The following is an 18,318-nucleotide window of genomic DNA, read 5'->3' on the forward strand; positions in this document are numbered from 1 at the left end:
AGAGTCAGGAGATAAAGGAGAGCCAGGAGACAAAGGAGAGTCAGGAGACAAAGGAGAGTCAGGAGATAAAGGAGAGCGAGGAGATAAAGGAGAGCGAGGAGATAAAGGGGAGCCAGGAGCAATAGGACCAACCGGACCAGCAGGCCCAGATGGTTTAGGATTTCCACTTATATCACCAAAAAGTTCGCGGATGGTTTATGTAAATAAGGGCGGTAGTGATGTCACTGGAGAGGGAACACTTAACAATCCTTTTTCAACAATACCTAAGGCTATGATGTCAATTGTCGATGCCACTCCGACTAAACGTTATTCTATTATGGTAGGACCAGGAAACTATATTGAGAGCTTTAGTTTAAAAGCTAATGTAATAATTATTGGCGTCGATCCAATCCTAGTTCGTATTGGTTCAGGAAAAAGCTCTATCGATATTAATGATCCATCATGGTCAGTAAGTGGAGTCAATAAGTCAGGTTTTAAAAAAGTTGCATTGGCTGCGTCCACTTTAGCACTTGATTATGTTACTCACTCTAATGCAGCGAATGAATTGTATTTTGATAACGTGCAACGCAAATAACGTCAAACGGCGTTATTTACAATTCAGTTTTAATTTAGAAGGGAATTCCTAAGATGAAGATAATGACCATATTGGGTACGCGTCCGGAAATAATTCGGTTAAGTCGGATCATTCCTATCTTAGATGACCTTTGTGATCATATCTTAGTGCATACCGGTCAAAATTATGATCAGAAGTTGAGCGATATATTTTTTTCGGAATTAGAGTTGCGTTCCTCGGATTATTTGCTAGAATGTCGGTCTCCAACTTTAATGGGGCAAATTGGTGAGATACTTCGTGGATGTGAACAGGTTATGCTCAAGGAAAAGCCCGATCGAATATTAATTTTGGGAGATACCAATAGCGCCTTGGCAGCGATGGTCGCTAAACGGCTTAGGATTCCGGTTTACCATATGGAGGCGGGTAATCGTTGTTATGATGACCGAGTGCCTGAGGAGATCAACCGCCGGGTTATCGATCATTGCAGTGATATATTATTGCCTTACACCGAACGAAGTCGCGCCAATTTGCTTAGAGAAGGAGTTGATGGGGAACGGATTTACGTCACGGGTAACCCTATTAGAGAAGTTCTCAGCCATTACGCAGAAAAGATTGAGCAGAGCCAAGCTCTGCAGATGAGAGGAGTTGCAGCCAAAGGTTATTTTTTAGTGACCTTACACCGGGCTGAAAATGTCGACGATGAGAGACGTCTGGCCAAATTCATCACTGCCTTGCATAAGCTATCTGCTGAATACAAGATGCCATTAATTTGCAGTCTCCATCCCCGCACTCGTTCTCAACTGGAGAAGCAAAGCAGGACTTTAGCTGGAGCGGGTATCCAGGTTGTGGAACCTCTAGGGCTGTTTGATTTTGTATGCCTGGAAAAAAACGCATATTGTGTTTTGAGTGATAGCGGAACAGTTCAGGAGGAGTGCTGTCTGTATAAAATACCAAATGTAACGTTGCGGGATGTGACCGAACGTCCTGAAACCTTGGAATCAGGGAGTAATCTGATTGCAGGATGTGAACCGGAAGCCATCTTGCAGGCTGTGAATACGGTTTTAGGTCAGGGGTGCGACTGGGAGCCTCCGCCGGAGTATCTGGTGGCAAACGTTAGTCGGAAAGTCGTGAAGATCCTTCTAAATGGAGTTTCAGGGTGAACATTGTGCAGGTAATACTAGGGATAATTAAAATATTTAGCTGAATAGTTAAAAGAACGAGGTCGAGCACTAATCTCGATCCCGTTCTTCTTCTTTTCTAATTCATTTGTATAGAAAGAACCAGTTGCCCGAATTTTAGGAGATCATTAAGGTTCTTGTCGATAATCCCTGTACAATATCTAAGTTTACGGCCTGATAATTGTGGACAGCGATATTGCTGATTCCAACCATTGCCTTGAGTTTTTGAACGAGATGTTCGTCAATTATCCCAGCTTGCTGTAAAAAATCAAAGGCATCACGACTTGACTGGGGAATACCTAGACCTTGCGAAGCCACCAGATGCACTTGTTTGGCACAAATAAAAGCAATATCAATATCGCTATCTTCTCGAAAAAAACCTTTCGCCGATGAGCATTCTTCGCTGGGATTTCGAATCATAATTCCAATATTTTCTGATAAATTATATCATAATCATGGGCTGTCTTCCACCCAGGAATCGCTAAAGGGTACTCATCAGAGGGTTTCATGTGCACCCATAGAGTCTACCCCTCGATAATTCAGCTGGTGTATATATCTCGTCTGGTGGGACGAGGGAGCTTGCGCTAGTTTTGAGCGGATAAAACAAAAAGGGACCTCCAATGGAGGTTCCTAAAAGTAATAACTATTCCTGCAAGAATTCCTGAACGTAAAGATTCCCGTAAGCGCTTCCATAGGTAATTCCTACACCAACATGCGTGAATCGAGGATCCAAGATATTTGCTCGGTGGCCAGGACTTAGCATCAAGGCTGCCATTGAACTCGCAACGGACTTATTAGCAGAAATATTTTCTCCAGCCCAGCCTACCGTAAGCCCTACTTGTTGCATCATGGCCCAAGGACTTCCGTAGGTGGGAGAGGTGTGATCGAAGTAATTGTTTGCTTTCAAGTCGTTGGCTTTTGCACGTCCAACTGAGGCCAGGCGAAGGTCCAACTTAACAGGGCTTACACCCGCAGCGATACGCTCTTGATTAATCATATCTACCATGAGTTGTTCATCGGCAGTTATGGTTGTAACAGAGGGAATGACAGGGAGCGTTGGAGTAGTCGGAGCGGCGGTGGTTGGAGAAGTGGTGGGTGAAGGAGTTGTAGTAGGAGTAGTGGTCGGTGAAGTAATTGTAGTAGGAGTAGCAGGAGCAACTGTGACAGGGCTGGAAGTGGGTTGATTGAGAATATTTTTAAGTGAGACAACATTTCCCCTGTTGGATTGCCCTATCTTGATTGATTGGGACGGAGAGGGTGTTGGGTTTTGAACATACGTCGTGGTTGGCGTTGATGTTACCGTAGGTTGGCCCTCTTGAGCCGAAGCAGGAGTTGGAGTTGGAGTCGGATTCGGCGTTTGCTGCGTTGTTTCAGGAGTATAAGACCGAAGGCTAACAACAGAACCTGTTGAGGTCCTAGGAGCGCCTATGTTAATGGCGGCTTGTACTGGTAAGGCGACTGCTGTCAGAAGAATACCAATTTGAAGACCAATTACATACTTTAACTTTGATGTCTTTTTCATGAACGAATCCTCCTTTTAATGTAAGACTTGTACTTGTCGAAGACAACTGCAGTATACCATGATAAGTTGTCTTAACAAATGGTACATTTTAACATTCTTCAAACGGGTATTTCATCTTTTTTGAGAGGGAGAATTTCCTTCAATGAATAAAAAGAGGTATAATACTTGTTAGCATGCCATTAGGCAGGTTAAATCAATAAAATTTAAAATTACTTGAAGATTTGACGTTGGTCAATCTAAAGTATATACCGCAAAGAGAATGTGGAGGAAATACAAGATTATTGAACCGCAAGTATATCTAATGTGATCAGGTTTAAGTGCTATTCTGGGGCAGGGTGAGGACTTTTAGGGGACTTGTAGGGGGTGGAAGCTCAGAGTGCAGGCGAAAGTGGTACTGAAATATTGCCCAGACTACACTGCAGATGTAGAACAGCGTTTGAGAGAAGGGCTTGCTGAATGGGGTGACATGTCTGCGTTTGTGAAGCCTGGCCAAAAGGTTTTATTAAAAGTAAACCTGCTGATGAAAAAACGGCCAGAAGAAGCGGTCACGACTCATCCAAGTGTCGTAGAAGCAGTGGTCCGCCTTGTTCAGGAGGCCGGTGGGATTCCCATCATTGGGGACAGTCCAGGTGGACCTTACACAGTGAACGCACTTCAGTCAATTTATACTCGTACAGGTCTGCGTGAGGTTGCAGAGAGGACTGGGGCAATTCTTAACGAAGATGTGGGGCAAACGACCATCCAGTGCCCGGAAGGGAAACTTGCTAAAAGTTTAACGGTTACTAACAGTGTTCTAGATGCTGATGTTATCATTCCTCTTTCCAAGTTGAAAACCCACGGAATGATGACTTTCACTGGTGCTGTTAAGATTCTTTTTGGAGTCATTCCGGGGCTATTAAAGGCGGAATATCACCTGAAAATGTTCAAGATTCCAGATTTCGCTGACCTCTTGGTTGACATTGCTACATGGGTAAGACCCACCTTAAATATCATGGATGGTATCGTGGGGATGGAAGGGGATGGGCCTTCGGCTGGTAAACCCCGAGACATCGGTGCACTTATTTTGAGTACGGATCCCTTCGCCCTGGATGTTGTAGCCGCGGATCTTATTGGCTTAAAACCCGAAAGGGTTCCAACTCTGATGGCAGCACGTGCGAGAGGTCTGACAAGCCGTCTTAGTGAGATTTATTTAAAAGGGGATGCTCGTTCCCTTTGGCGAATTCAAGACTTCGTCATACCTAAAGCTGTATCCGCAAATTTTTTAGATATGGTTCCGCTTCCCCGTAACGTCAAGACATTTGTGCTCAACCGTGTACGGCCTCGTCCGATTTTTGAACATGGAACTTGTGTGAGCTGCGGTGATTGTGTCAATAATTGTCCCCCAAAAGCTCTGAATATGCTCGCAGGTCAGGGTCCAATCGTTGATTTGGAAGCTTGTATTCGCTGCTTTTGCTGTCAGGAGCTATGTCCACATCAGGCTGTAAAGCTCTTTAAACCTTGGCTCGGGAGAAAATTACTTAAGTAGTGGTTTAGGGGAAATAAGATCAAAGCTCCTGTCTTTTGAGTGGAGGTTGTTATGTATTTGACAGAAAGTGTGTTAGTTATTGATGTGGGATCCGGCACGCAGGATATACTTCTCTATCAGCCGGGAAAAACTATAGAAAACTGTCCGAAGTTTATTGTTCCTAGTAGAACACAGATTGTTGCTGCCCAGATTCGGCAAGCTACTGCTCAGGGTCAGGGAATCTTTCTGCATGGACATTTGATGGGTGGGGGAGCGTGTGCTGTAGCTCTGAAGAAACATTTGAATGAGGGGCTAAAAGCCTATGCAACTGCTCAGGTAGCCTTAACGTTTAACGATAACTTGGCTTACGCAGAGGAAATGGGAATCGTGCTTTGTGAAGAGTCCCCAGAATTGGTGACTTCTATTTGGATGGGGGATATTGATACATTTGCATTGAGACAGGCCATTGAAGCTTTTGGGTTGGAGTATCCTCAGAAGTTGGCGGTCGCTGTACAGGATCACGGTTTTAGTGTCTCCGAAAGTAACCGGACCCTACGCTTTCGGCTCTGGGAGGAGTTCGTGATGCAGGGGGGAGACTTAAAGAAACTAGTATTCGCCCAAGATATTCCAAGGGTATACACTCGGATGCAGGCAACTCGAGAGAATGTGTCCGAGGCAATTCTGGCAGACACAGGGACAGCTGCACTCTTGGGAATAATGGTTGATCCCGTGGTAATACCTCACCTGAATAAAGGAATTTTGGCAGTCAATATTGGAAATTCTCACACCCTTGCCGCAGCCATTTGCGGTGATCGGGTCTATGGAATCTTTGAGCAACATACTAGTATGATGGAGATAGAGGCTCTCGCTAAATTAATTCAACGATTGCAGTCCACCGAATTAACCAACGCTGAAGTTTTTGAACAAGGGGGGCATGGTGCAACTCTTCATCCTGAAATGCAACCAGGTTGGGATTTCATCGCCGTAACTGGTCCTCGAAGAAATATGGCAAAATCGCTAGGGTGGTATGAAGCAGCCCCCTATGGGGATATGATGTTAACAGGGTGTTTTGGACTTCTTTCCGGTATGGGGATAATTTAGGTTAACAAGTAAACGTTAAAAAATATTTGAAGTTGTCTCAAGGGATTTCTAGGTAAACGGAGAATTAACATGATTAGAAAGAGTTTTTGTTAAGTTTATGTGCACAAGAAAGGGGGGAGACCGTGGCGGAATTTTTATCTCAATTTCGTAATTTTGGCGTATTGAGCGCTATTGATATCCTCGTAGTGACCGTGGTCTTCTACCAATTCTATATGCTCATAAAACGTACGCGTGCTGTTCAATTGGTTAAAGGAGTTGTGGTCCTTTTAGTTGTCTCTCTGGTTGCTAATTCTTTGCATCTCAAAACTCTTAGCTGGTTATTAAGTCAACTATTAAAGATTTTTGTCTTTGCCATACCTGTCGTTTTTCAGCCTGAGCTTAGAAAGGCGTTGGAGCAACTAGGGCGAGGAAGCTTTTTTGCTCGTCATCCCTTAGCCCCTGGCATAGATAATCTGGAACAAGTCGTGGAAGAATTAGTGCGGTGCACACAAGTTCTTTCCAAGAACCGCATCGGAGCTTTGATTGTGATCGAACGAAAAACAGGAGTTCAAGATTTTGTAGAAACTGGAATTAAGATTGATGGGATGGTTTCTTCTGAATTTCTTGTCAACATATTTATTCCCAATACACCGCTGCATGATGGAGCTGTGATTGTTCGACAAGATCGTGTGGCGGCGGCAGGGTGCTTTCTTCCGTTATCCGTAAATCCCAATATCCAAAAGGATTTGGGGACACGCCACCGGGCGGCTTTAGGGTTGACGGAAATCACCGATGCTTTGGCTATTGTTGTCTCAGAGGAAACAGGCGCTATTTCTGTTGGGATTGATGGAGGGCTTACACGCTTTATGGATGATAAAATGTTGCGTGAATTGTTGCTGAGGGAGCTTGAAATAAAGAGCACTTCTTTAACAGCTATTTCATTTTGGAGGTGGTAGCCTGTGCTTGAGATGTTTCGGCGAAACCTCGGACTTAAGGGGATTTCGTTCCTATTTGCGATCCTATTTTGGTTGTTTGTGATGAATCAAGGTTCACCCGATACGCTAACCGGTGAGCAGACCTATACGATTCCGCTCGTGGCCCGTGGATTGCCTCAAACTATGGTCGTGATGACCAGGCTACCCTCAGTCCGTGTTCGTTTGCAAGGGATTAACCCCAGCGCTAATATTAAAGATTTATATGCGGAGATTGATCTTTCCGCTGGAGTACCCGGGGAAAAAAGCTATACTATATCAGTTAACACTCCACCGGGCACGAAAGCAATTGATCTTCAGCCAAGCGAAGTTACTTTGAAACTTGATAGTGTTGAGGAGAAAACGGTCCCTGTAGATCCTGTCATTACCGGTAATCCCGCTGAGGGATATGAGTTGGGTATCCCGCTTGTTAAGCCTTCGGCTGTCAATGTGCGTGGACCCAGCGCTATTCTGGCTACGTTAGATAAAGTGGTCGTGGAAGTTAGCGTAACGGGTGCCAATGATACGATCCAAATTTCTCGACCAGTAAGTTTTCGAGATAAGGAGGGTAAACCTATTTTTGGACCCGACCCGAGCGTAGATATTTTAAGTGCTTATCCGAGCAGCGTGGATGTAATTAATCCTGTCATATTGAAAGGGCTTTCCTCCAAGATGGTTCCTTTAAAAGTAACGAGTATCGGGACACCGGCCCAGGGTAAAGTCTTAAGCTCATTAGTCGCCTCTCCCGCCAGTGTCCAGGTTTTAGGTACGGCTCAGGCTTTGAAAGGCTTTGATTCTTTGAATATTGGCCCGGTAGACATTAGTAACCTTACAGAAAATAAAACGTTTCAGATCCAGAACGAAAAGGTGTCGTTGCCGCCAGGGATAACCTTTACCAAAGGGACCGTTTTAAGTGTTATTGCCCAAATCGGTCCAGGAGTCATCCAAAAGGAGATTTCCGGCGTAGTGGTTCAAATTCGCAATATCGGGACAGGCCTGGATATAGATCAACCTGCGTCTCCCGTGGACATTGTTGTTGAGGGTCTTCCCGATACCTTGAAAAATTTAACGTCAGACCAAATTCAACTCTGGGTTGACGCCTCCAACCAGGAGGCAGGTAGTTTTACTGACGTCAAAGTGTACTGGCAACTCCCTCCGGGTGTAACAATGCCGACAACTCCGCAAGTGGGGTATAGTCTCAAAGCTCACGAAGTTAAAGGAGAATAGTTGCGTGGATTTATTGTGGACAAACTTGAGAATTCCAGTCGAAGAAGATGTATTGTTAATCGCTACGATGGCACGCAAGTTAAAAGTACCTGAGCAAAACATTAGTTCTCTACGTTTCCTACGGCGTTCCTTAGATGCTCGTAAAAAACCCTATCTCGTTTTCGTCTATACGATTCAATTTTCTCTTGACGCCCCCAGTACGGAGGTGAACCGTATTTTAGCTAGGGTTCCTGGATTGAAGGAAGCTCCGGCTGAAGTTCCTGTGGTTTGGCCTAGGCCCAGTAAAAAGCTTAAAACTCGCCCAGTGGTGATCGGGTCCGGACCAGCAGGATATTTTGCTGCCTTAGCCTTAGCTAGAAGCGGTTATGCTCCGTTGGTCCTTGAACGTGGAGACTCGGTTGAGGAACGCTCCCGTAAAGTTCAGAAATTTTGGGACACAGGGGAATTAGATACGGAAAGTAATGTGCAGTTTGGTGAAGGTGGTGCAGGAACTTTCTCGGATGGTAAGCTCACAACCCGGATTCAAGATCGACGGATTTCTGAAGTTTTAGAGACCTTCGTCAAGCACGGGGCCCCTGCAGAGATCCTTTATCTCGCGAAACCCCACATCGGGACCGATATTCTCAAAAGCGTGGTCAAAGGGATCCGAGCGGAAATCGAATCTTTGGGTGGAGAGATCCGTTTTCGGGCTAAGGTAACCGGATTGATATCGTCCTTAGGTCGTTTGCAAAAGGTTATCGTTAACGGTGAAGAAGAAATCCCTGCAGAAGTTGCTATTTTGGCCATTGGGCATAGCGCCCGAGAGGTTTATGCCTTCTTATATGATTCCAATGTGACGCTTGAAAAAAAGGCTTTTGCTATTGGACTGCGAGTGGAACATCCGCAGTCACTGATCAATCTGTCTCAGTATGGAGTTGAGGAACACCCCTATATTGGTCCTGCGGACTATCAGCTGACTTATCAGGATGTGAAGACGGGTCGAGGGGCTTACGCTTTTTGTATGTGTCCAGGAGGGCGGGTTGTGGCAGCAGCTTCGGAAGAGGGAGGGGTTGTCACGAACGGGATGAGCGAATTTGAACGGGATACGAATGTTGCCAATAGTGCCATTGTAGTGACTGTCGGCGCAGACGACTTTTCTTCAGCCCATCCTTTGGCCGGTCTGGAATTTCAAAGAGAATGGGAGCATAAAGCGTTTTTAGCAGGAGGAAAAGATTATCGAGCCCCGACTCAACGAGTCACAGACTTCTTGGAAGGGCGTGTTTCGGACAACTTTGACTTATCACCCACTTATAAACCTGGTATTGTGCCTTGTGAGTTACATGCTGTGCTCCCTAATCCGGTAGGAGATGTGTTGGGTCGAGCACTTCGGGTTTTTAATGGTAAAATTAAAGGCTTTGCTGGAGAAAAGGCTACTTTGACAGGGATTGAATCAAGGACCAGTTCTCCCATTCGTATAGTCCGAAATTTTCAAGGGGAATCCTTGAGTTTAGCAGGACTTTATCCAGCAGGAGAAGGGGCCGGATATGCTGGAGGAATTACGAGTGCTGCGGTGGATGGGTTAAGACTAGCAGAGTATCTTATGGCGCAATATGCCAAGTTAGAGTAGAATATAAAATGTTGTTTTGGGTTCAAGATTTGTGAACATTTTAGCTAAGGATAAATACACTAGAGATAAAAGGAGGGCAAAAGATTTGGGTCGACTCTTTGGAACCGATGGGGTACGTGGCGTGGCTAACAGTCAGTTGACTTCGGATCTCGCTTTTCGTCTTGGGCAAGCAGGCGCTTATGTACTTAGCAAGGAGCATCCACATCCCCGAATTGTGATTGGCAAAGATACCCGGATTTCTGGGGATATGCTTGAGGCAGCACTCATTGCTGGAATTTGCTCTGTTGGAGCAGATGTCTTGCGGGTTGGTGTCCTACCGACGCCAGGAATTGCCCTTTTAACACGAACTCTTGAGGTAAGTGCTGGCGTTGTAATTTCGGCGTCTCATAACCCTGTTCAAGATAATGGAATTAAGTTTTTTGATTCAACAGGGTATAAATTACCAGATGCCATAGAAGATGAAATCGAAAGTATTGTTTTAAGTGAAGAAAAACCCTGGGAAGTCCCAATTGGCGGTGAGGTCGGTCGTGTGATTGAAATCAATGATGCGGCACGTCGTTATATGGATTTCCTAAAAAGTACAGTTGGGAGTCTGGATGGACTTAAGGTCGTTTTGGATTGTGCAAACGGAGCAGCATCGTATGTGGGGCCTGTGGTATTGCGAGAAATTGGTGTAGAGGTCATTCCTATTTGTAACACACCAGACGGCGTGAATATTAATGCTAGTTGTGGTTCGACGCATCCTGAACAGTTACAACGGGCAGTCTTGGAACATGGGGCTGATCTGGGATTGGCAATGGACGGAGATGCTGACCGTCTCATCGCGGTAGATGAGCATGGAAACATTTTAGACGGCGACTTTATCATGGTTATCTGTGCCTTAGCCCAAAAGGAGAAAGGGACATTGGCTCAAAATGCTGTCGTCGTAACCGTCATGAGTAATTTAGGTTTACATCTTGCGCTCAAAGAGGCAGGAATGACGATCCATGAGACGCAGGTTGGGGACCGATACGTTATGGAAGAATTACTTAGGACCGGAGCGATGCTTGGCGGAGAGCAGTCCGGACATATTATTTTCCTGGATCACAACACAACTGGTGATGGCTTACTGACGGCTCTACATTTGCTGTCGGTTGTTAAAGAAAGAGAAGTTAAAATTTCTCAGCTTGCTGCTCAAATGCGACGCTTACCTCAAGTGCTCCTTAATGCCAAAGTACAACATAAGGAACGCTTAATGGAGGATGAGAGGGTGCTGGCGAAAGTTAAAGAAGCTGAGGAAGCTCTCGGTGGCCAGGGCAGAGTGTTGGTACGCCCTTCTGGGACAGAACCGTTGATTCGGGTAATGGTCGAAGGCCCGTGCCAACAAAAATTAAAGGAATTGGCCCAAGGGGTCATTGACATTATTGGGTATTGTGACGAATAAATAATACCATTGTAACTCTTAATAATTCGCGTATAATGGTTCATGTGCATAAGTGTTCAAAATTAATTTTGGTTGAGTAACGTGCACATGGACCGTTCGGCGGTTGATCCGCTAATATTGTTTATAATTAGGTCCTCTGTTTCCCAGACATGAAAGAAGGTGAGAATGACAACGATGAGCAATAATGATACATTACTTTACTAGTGGACGGTTGTTTCAGAAAGGCAATAAAGTATAAGCGCCAGGGCCTTAAAGGTTTTGCCTAATTAAGGTCGACGAGGAAGAGGGTTATCGAAAGTTTCGGCGGATCCCTCTCGGTGGCTTGTCACCGTAAAGCTTGCTTAAAACCGAGGAGTAATTTTCGAGACAAAGAGTAAGCTGACAAGACAAGGGGATTGTATGTGCAATTTGACCCCCTTGCTTATGTTGCCTAGAATCTGAATCAATGAAGTCGTCCATACATGGGCGGCTTTTTATTTGTTTTTTGTTTTAAATTGTACGATTTTTCGAGTTGGGCTTGACTCTTAAAGGCGATCGTAAATTGAGAAAGAAAATATTGAGGGGGAAAACGTATATGTGTGGTATCGTAGGATATATAGGGAAACAGGTAGCTATTCCAATCTTAGTGAATGGTTTAAAGAAACTAGAGTATCGAGGGTATGACTCTGCGGGCGTTGCCGTGTTGGATCCTGAAAAAATCGTAGTTTCCAAAAGTGTCGGTAAGCTAGTGGCCTTGGAAGAAGAACTTGGTGATAATCATTCCTCGTCTGCCATCGGGATCGGACATACTCGGTGGGCGACACATGGCCGTCCTTCTTATGTTAATGCACATCCGCATGGCGATTGCAATCAAGATTTTGCTGTGGTACATAACGGTATCATTGAGAATTATCTAGAACTAAAAGATGGACTGATCGAAAAGGGACATAATTTTGTCTCTGAAACAGATACTGAAGTTTTGGCGCACTTACTTGAGGACTATTATGAAGGAGATCTGGAGGCGGCGGTTCGTAAAGTCCTGGCAACAATTCGCGGCTCTTATGCGATGGTTGTCCTAAGTCGCCAGGACCCGGACAAACTGGTTGCCGCCCGTAAGGACAGCCCAATGGTGGTGGGTCTCGGAGACGGGGAGTTCTTTGTGGCCAGTGACATCACGGCGATCTTAAGCTATACGCGAAAAGTCTATATCTTAGATGATGGTGAAATGGTGGTTATTACTGAAGATGAGGTTAAGGTCTCAGATTTCCAAGGAAACCCTTGTATGAAAGAAGTCTATGACGTGAAGTGGGATGCGGTGGCTGCTGAAAAAGGTGGATATGAGCATTTCATGCTTAAGGAGATCAATGAACAGCCTCGTGCTTTGAAAGATACAATGTTAGGTCGTTTGGAAGAGGAGAGGGTCGTTCTTCAAGAGGTGGACTTGACTCTTGAAGAACTTGCCCAGATTAATAAAGTTTACATTGTCGCTTGTGGTACGGCATGGCATGCAGGGTTGGTTGGCAAGACATTAATTGAGCGTTGGGCACGTCTACCAGTTGAAGTAGACATTGCCTCTGAATTTCGCTATCGTTCCCCACTGGTGGATGAGCATACCCTTGTTATAGTAGTTAGCCAGTCTGGAGAAACAGCCGATACTCTGGCTGCACTGCGCGAGGCTAAAAGTCGTGGAGCTCGTGTAGTTGCCGTAACCAATGTAGTGGGGAGCACGGTATCCCGAGAAGCCCATGATGTGATCTTTACCTGGGCAGGCCCGGAGATTGCGGTTGCCTCAACGAAAGCCTACACAACTCAGCTGGAAGGAATGGTTTTACTCGGACTCTATCTCGCTCAGGTCAAAGGAACTTTGACTTCAGAACAGATTGGTGAGATCATCACTGCTCTTAAGAAGATTCCAGAGCAGGCTCAGGAGATTCTGGATCAAGAAGGTCTTATCAAAGAGTTAGCGAAGTCGTTTGTCCAGGTAGAAGATGCCTTTTTTATCGGCCGTTCTTTAGACTGGGCAGTAGCTATGGAGGGTTCCCTGAAGCTTAAAGAAATCTCCTATATCCACGCCGAGGCCTATGCTGCTGGGGAGTTAAAACACGGCACATTAGCTCTTATCACAGAGAATACACCCGTCATTGCTCTGGCAACTCAACGGGATGTCTATGATAAAACTATTTCCAACGTCAAAGAGGTAAAGGCTCGGGATGCACGCGTGATCGGGCTTACCTACAAGGGCAACACCAGCCTAGCAAAATCTGTAGATCATGTGATCTACATCCCTGAGACCATGGATGAGCTTGCTCCAATTCTCACAGTCATTCCCCTCCAACTGCTGTCTTACTATGTGTCTGTTGCCAGAGGGTGTGACGTCGATAAACCAAGGAATTTGGCGAAAAGCGTGACTGTGGAGTAGGCAATATTGTGGGTTTTAAAGAAAAAAGAGATAATATTATAAATAATTGATGAATCAAAGCAAACAATGCGAAAAACAAAATAAGCTTGTGAAGCCCGTGGGTGTAATCAGGAGTAATCCCGATACGTCCACGGTTTTTTTGCGTCCAACCATTGCTCATATTCTATACCTGTTTGATCTGTCTGAACGATATCATTTAACAATTTATCATTTTCCCATACTGTCGCAGACGAGCAAGCATTATCTGCTTTAAGAAAATAGGGAAACTGACGTTGGTCGGCTTTACCAAGGGGATTGAATCTCCTTCGGGTTTAAGCAGACCTTTTTGGTTTTAATACTTTCGTCAGTCAAAGGAGCCTGAACCTAAACAAGGTAAAAATAGAAAAGCGTCCTATGAGAATTCCTGCTGTTGTGAGTAAAGCCCTGTAGTAAAGTACATCTGAAAGAAGTTTTAAGAATAATTTTAAATTTTCTATTACTTGAGTTAAATGACTTTCAGATTGTTGATTCTCTAGTTGATAAGATACAGTTTCAAGAAGATATATTTAGCTGCGTGGTTAATCACTGTGTCATGTTCAACAATGGTAGCATAATATTTGTAGAAGGGTGTTTTTTTATGGAGACTTTACATGTTCTTTTAGAGTTTTAGCGGATCCCATATCGTGGGTAAAGTTAATCAAAAGAAAAATACCATGTCTTAGCATTTATGTGTCTAATATACCTAGTGATGATTGGATTAGAAGAAACAAGTATTAATTGGTTCTTAGACAGAGGAGTGAAATTATAACTTGAGAGCATTAAGAAATAAACGGATATTAATTACAGGTGGTGTAGGAACTGTAGGAAGGGAATTAGTAGGACAAATTTGTAAATATCATGATCCTAAGGAAGTTCGAGTTATTGATAACAACGAATCTGAGTTGTTCTTCCTTGATCAACACTATGGTCATGATAACAGAGTATTTTGCTATCTAGGTGATATTAGAGACAGTTATAAATTATCAAATGTGATGCAAGGTGTGAATATAGTATTCCATGTGGCAGCACTAAAACATGTAATTCTATGTGAAAAATCGCCTTGGGATGCCGTTCAAACTAATATAAAAGGAGTATATAACATTATTAATGCAGCTAAAGAAAATGATGTCGAATTAGTTCTTTTTACTAGTTCGGATAAAGCTGTTAACCCAACAAACGTAATGGGAACATCTAAATTGATGGGAGAAAGATTAATAACGGCAGCAAATGCAACTAAGCTTAATGGCAACGGGCCTGTTTTCTCGACCACTCGTTTTGGAAATGTTTTAGGATCAAACGGTTCTGTTATTCCAATATTTGAAAGACAAATTAAAAAGGGAGGACCTATCACAATCACAGATCTGAAGATGACGCGCTTTATAATGACAATAGAAGATGCAGTTAGTCTAGTTTTAGAAAGTGCAAAATTAGCACAAGGCGGAGAAGTATTTGTTTCAAAGATGCCTGTCATTAGAATAGAAGACCTTGCGTATTCAATGATAAATTTATTGGCACCTAAATACGGTTTTAAGGCATCTGAGATTGGAATCGAAGTCATTGGAGCTAAACCGGGTGAAAAACTATATGAAGAGTTAATGAGTGAAGAAGAACTTAGGCGGTCTATAGAATTAGATAATCAATTTGTTGTCTTACCTGCCTTTAGATCAGCTTATCACCAGATTAGTTACAATTATGCAAATATTATTAACAAAAATATAGAAAACCCATATAACTCAAATGAGGAACAACCTATGTCAAGGCAAGAATTAGAAAAATATCTAGTTGCGAAAAAACTAATTAACTTAACTTTAGGTTGCGACAGAGCATAGAGCGTTTATTTTGAACAAAGACAGTTAAAAGTTTATTAAAAATAATTGCAGGGGGTCAAAAAATGAAAGTACTAGTACTTGGGGTCGATGGTTATCTAGGCTGGCCTACAGCTATGGATTTAGCTAATAAAGGACATGAAGTTTGGGGCATTGATAACTACCTGAGACGTGATTTAAGTAGAAATTTAGATATAGAGCCATTATATTCAATACCAAATTTGTCTGAGAGAGTTAGAATTTTTAAAGATGTTACTAATAAAGAAATTACAATTAGAATTGGTGACTTAGTAAACTGGAGCTTCATAAGTAGTATTTTTCATGAATTCAAACCAGATGTAATAATTCATTATGCAGAACAACCTTCCGCCCCATATTCTATGCTAAGTAGAGAGGCTACTATACTAACTTTAAATAATAATATACAAGTAACGGCTAACGTTATTTTTGCAGTAAGACAGTATTCTCCAGAGGCCCATATTATAAAACTTGGAACAATGGGGGAATATGGTACTCCTAACATTGATATTGAAGAAGGCTGGTTAGAGATAGTGCATAATGGTCGGAAAGGAAAATTTTTGTTTCCAAGACAAGCTGGATCTTTATATCATACTACTAAAATAATGGATACTGATCTTTTGTGGTTTTACGTGCGTATGTGGGATATGCAGGTTACTGATTTAATGCAAGGACCGGTTTATGGATTGCTTACGGATGAAAGTATGCTCGATCATAGATTGTTGCCAATTTTTAATTATGATGAGGTATTCGGGACAGTGCTTAATAGGTTTTTGGTTCAAGCAGTAATAGGCTATCCTTTGACTGTGTATGGTAAAGGTGGTCAGACTAGGGGGTATTTGAATATCAAAGATACCTTGAATTGTGTTCGGCTTTCTATGGAAAATCCACCTGGACTAGGTAAACTAAGAATAATGAATCAATTAACCGAAACATTTACAGTAAATCAGCTGGCAGAAATGGTTAAGGCTGTTGGTGATACTATGGGCTTAAATGTGAGAATTAATCATATTGAGAATCCTCGTAAAGAAGCTGAAGAACATTATTATAATCCCAAACATACAGGACTTTTAGAATTAGGTTTAGAACCTAACTTTTTAACAAATGAATCAATTCATAAAATGCTTGATACTATTATTTATTATAAAGATAATATTCAGAAGTCAAGTATTTTCAGGAATATAAAATGGTAGTTACGAAGGTTTAAGCCTTTTTTAAAAATTCTAATTCAAAAAGCCTAGAGGTCATAAGTTGTATGATCTCTAGGCTTTTTGAATTTAGAGATAGTGGTTAAGAGCTTTACCACTATTCCAATATTTAGTTCAGTAACGCTTATATTGAATGTAATTCTCCTGAAAACATTGGTCTTTGGTAAGAACTCCTTGATATAAGACTAGCCTAAACATAAGGTCTAGTCTCATTTAACTAGAGACAAACCTTAGGGTAGAGACAGAATAAATATTGGGTCCAATCCTATTATTAACCAAAGATTAATGTCTATATAATACTAGCTTTACAAAGAAATGCTAATATTTTAGGGGTTAACAAGTTCTCAATTGCTCCAAAGCTTGGAAAAAGTGATTTAGACATAGTTTTACAGACTGCGATCGACTGAGATTAGGAAATGAAAAAGAGGTTACAAAAAATGAAGCATTCAAGAATCCTTAAATTAGCTCTATCCGTAGCTATATTGGCTCTATTTTCTTTGTTCCTATATTATTTCAACACTAGCGATCAAACCGTACGAAATATATCGGGTGCAGTAACCAACATTAAATATGAAAAGGCTAAGGTCATCAAAGTCGTTAAGCAATCATTGGAGAAAGATGATTCGCTAGGGCTGTTTCGAGGTACACAGGATCTTGAAGTGAAAATCCTGACCGGTGAGCACCAGGGAGAGGTACGTACCGTTAAGAACTACTTGAGTAATTATTACAATGTTCTGGCCAAAGAAGGCATGGATATTATCGTTAACATTGATTCTGCTGGTGCCGAGCATACTCAAGTATCTGTTTTTAATTTTAATAGAGCTCCAGTTTTGTACGGCTTTGCCCTTTTATTCTTTGCTGTCCTGTGGGGGATTGGCGGAAAAAAAGGGCTACTGTCTGTTATAGGGTTAATCCTCACGTTTATTTGTATGCTCTTTTTGTATATTCCAATGTTATATAAGGGGTATTCGCCAATTTGGTCTGCTGTGGTACTCGTTGTACTTTCTACTTGTATAACACTCTTTTTGTTAAATGGATGGGGGCCAAAATCCCTTTCAGCAATCCTCGGTACGACGCTTGGGGTTGTCATTGCAGGGATAGCAGCCAGTGCAGCAGGTTCGCTGGCGCATATTTCTGGACTTAACTCAGAGGAGGCTGAATCGTTACTCCTAATTGCTTCAAAAACGCACATGCATGTACCGGAGCTTCTCTTTTCGGGAATCCTAATTGCTTCCCTTGGCGCTGTTATGGATGTAAGCATTTCTGTCGCCTCAGCCGTTCAAGAGGTGCATAATTCCAACCGCAAGCTTGGACACAACCAACTGTTTCTCTCGGGTCTCAATGTAGGACGAGATATGATGGGAACCATGTCAAACACCCTAATTCTGGCTTTTACAGGGACTTCTATTAACACGCTCATTTTAATATACGCCTATAATGTCACCTATTTTCAACTAGTGAACATGAACTTAGTCGGCATTGAAGTCATCCAAGGGTTATCGGGAAGTCTAGCAGTTATTTTAACTGTGCCTATAGTTTCCTTTATTGCCTCGCGACTGATTCCTAACATGAACAAGAAAAAGTTGTCAAGTACTTTGGCAAGGGGGTGGTTTGAAATCTTTAAAGAAGGGAGCGTGAGAAATAAGTCGTAAACTTATGTACGTCCTATAGAGGAAAGAGCATTTCTAGTTTTTCTAAACGTTATGGACTATATCAAACATTATTTCTAATTGAATTTCTAATTACTCTATGACATTTGAAATCTAATGAGGTAGATTTCTATACG

At 42.7% G+C, this 18,318-nt stretch carries 13 protein-coding genes and 1 pseudogene; 12 read left to right on the plus strand and 2 right to left on the minus strand.

Annotated elements, in window-relative coordinates; all coding sequences use genetic code 11:
* Nucleotides 1-574: pseudogene (locus DOT_RS30165) on the plus strand (collagen-like protein); the annotation flags it as partial.
* Between the two features lie 53 nt (nt 575-627).
* Nucleotides 628-1,713, plus strand: coding sequence for a UDP-N-acetylglucosamine 2-epimerase (non-hydrolyzing) (gene wecB / locus DOT_RS02620; protein WP_009613782.1), 1,086 nt, complete (start codon nt 628-630; stop codon nt 1,711-1,713).
* 135 nt (nt 1,714-1,848) lie between these two features.
* On the opposite strand, the gene DOT_RS02625 is transcribed toward wecB, so the two are convergent.
* A complete protein-coding gene (locus tag DOT_RS02625) occupies nt 1,849-2,151 on the minus strand; it encodes a HepT-like ribonuclease domain-containing protein (RefSeq protein WP_009613783.1) in 303 nt (100 codons plus the stop codon).
* 223 nt (nt 2,152-2,374) lie between these two features.
* Complete coding sequence (locus DOT_RS02630) at nt 2,375-3,253, minus strand: CAP domain-containing protein (RefSeq protein WP_009613784.1); 879 nt, start codon at nt 3,251-3,253, stop codon at nt 2,375-2,377.
* Nucleotides 3,254-3,629: 376 nt separating this feature from the next.
* Here DOT_RS02630 and DOT_RS02635 point away from each other — a divergent pair, with 376 nt between their 5' ends.
* The 10 genes from DOT_RS02635 to DOT_RS02680 all read left to right on the plus strand — a co-directional run bounded on the left by DOT_RS02635 (nt 3,630) and on the right by DOT_RS02680 (nt 18,184).
* Entirely contained in the window at nt 3,630-4,778 is a 1,149-nt protein-coding gene (locus tag DOT_RS02635) for a DUF362 domain-containing protein (protein WP_009613785.1), read from the plus strand.
* A 51-nt stretch (nt 4,779-4,829) separates the two neighbouring features.
* Entirely contained in the window at nt 4,830-5,858 is a 1,029-nt protein-coding gene (locus DOT_RS02640) for a DUF1786 domain-containing protein (RefSeq protein ID WP_009613786.1), read from the plus strand.
* Between the two features lie 122 nt (nt 5,859-5,980).
* A complete protein-coding gene (cdaA, locus tag DOT_RS02645; RefSeq protein WP_009613787.1) occupies nt 5,981-6,793 on the plus strand; it encodes a diadenylate cyclase CdaA in 813 nt (270 codons plus the stop codon).
* Between the two features lie 12 nt (nt 6,794-6,805).
* Nucleotides 6,806-8,035, plus strand: a complete 1,230-nt coding sequence (locus DOT_RS02650) for a CdaR family protein (RefSeq protein ID WP_242833752.1) — start codon at nt 6,806-6,808, stop codon at nt 8,033-8,035.
* A 4-nt stretch (nt 8,036-8,039) separates the two neighbouring features.
* Entirely contained in the window at nt 8,040-9,641 is a 1,602-nt protein-coding gene (locus tag DOT_RS02655; protein WP_009613789.1) for an FAD-dependent protein, read from the plus strand.
* 85 nt (nt 9,642-9,726) lie between these two features.
* Complete coding sequence (gene glmM / locus DOT_RS02660; protein ID WP_009613790.1) at nt 9,727-11,064, plus strand: phosphoglucosamine mutase; 1,338 nt, start codon at nt 9,727-9,729, stop codon at nt 11,062-11,064.
* Nucleotides 11,065-11,638: 574 nt separating this feature from the next.
* On the plus strand, nt 11,639-13,462 hold the full coding sequence (glmS, locus tag DOT_RS02665; RefSeq protein ID WP_009613791.1) for a glutamine--fructose-6-phosphate transaminase (isomerizing): 1,824 nt from the start codon (nt 11,639-11,641) through the stop codon (nt 13,460-13,462).
* 788 nt (nt 13,463-14,250) lie between these two features.
* Complete coding sequence (locus DOT_RS02670; protein ID WP_009613792.1) at nt 14,251-15,309, plus strand: polysaccharide biosynthesis protein; 1,059 nt, start codon at nt 14,251-14,253, stop codon at nt 15,307-15,309.
* Nucleotides 15,310-15,371: 62 nt separating this feature from the next.
* Nucleotides 15,372-16,517 (plus strand): NAD-dependent epimerase/dehydratase family protein, encoded by a 1,146-nt coding sequence (locus DOT_RS02675; RefSeq protein ID WP_009613793.1) that lies wholly within the window; start codon nt 15,372-15,374, stop codon nt 16,515-16,517.
* 452 nt (nt 16,518-16,969) lie between these two features.
* Nucleotides 16,970-18,184: a YibE/F family protein gene (locus DOT_RS02680; RefSeq protein WP_009613794.1), complete on the plus strand. Its 1,215-nt coding sequence runs from the start codon at nt 16,970-16,972 to the stop codon at nt 18,182-18,184.
* The last annotated feature ends 134 nt before the right edge of the window (nt 18,185-18,318 follow it).

The sequence above is a fragment of the Desulfosporosinus sp. OT genome (assembly GCF_000224515.1).
Classification (GTDB): Bacteria; Bacillota; Desulfitobacteriia; order Desulfitobacteriales; family Desulfitobacteriaceae; genus Desulfosporosinus.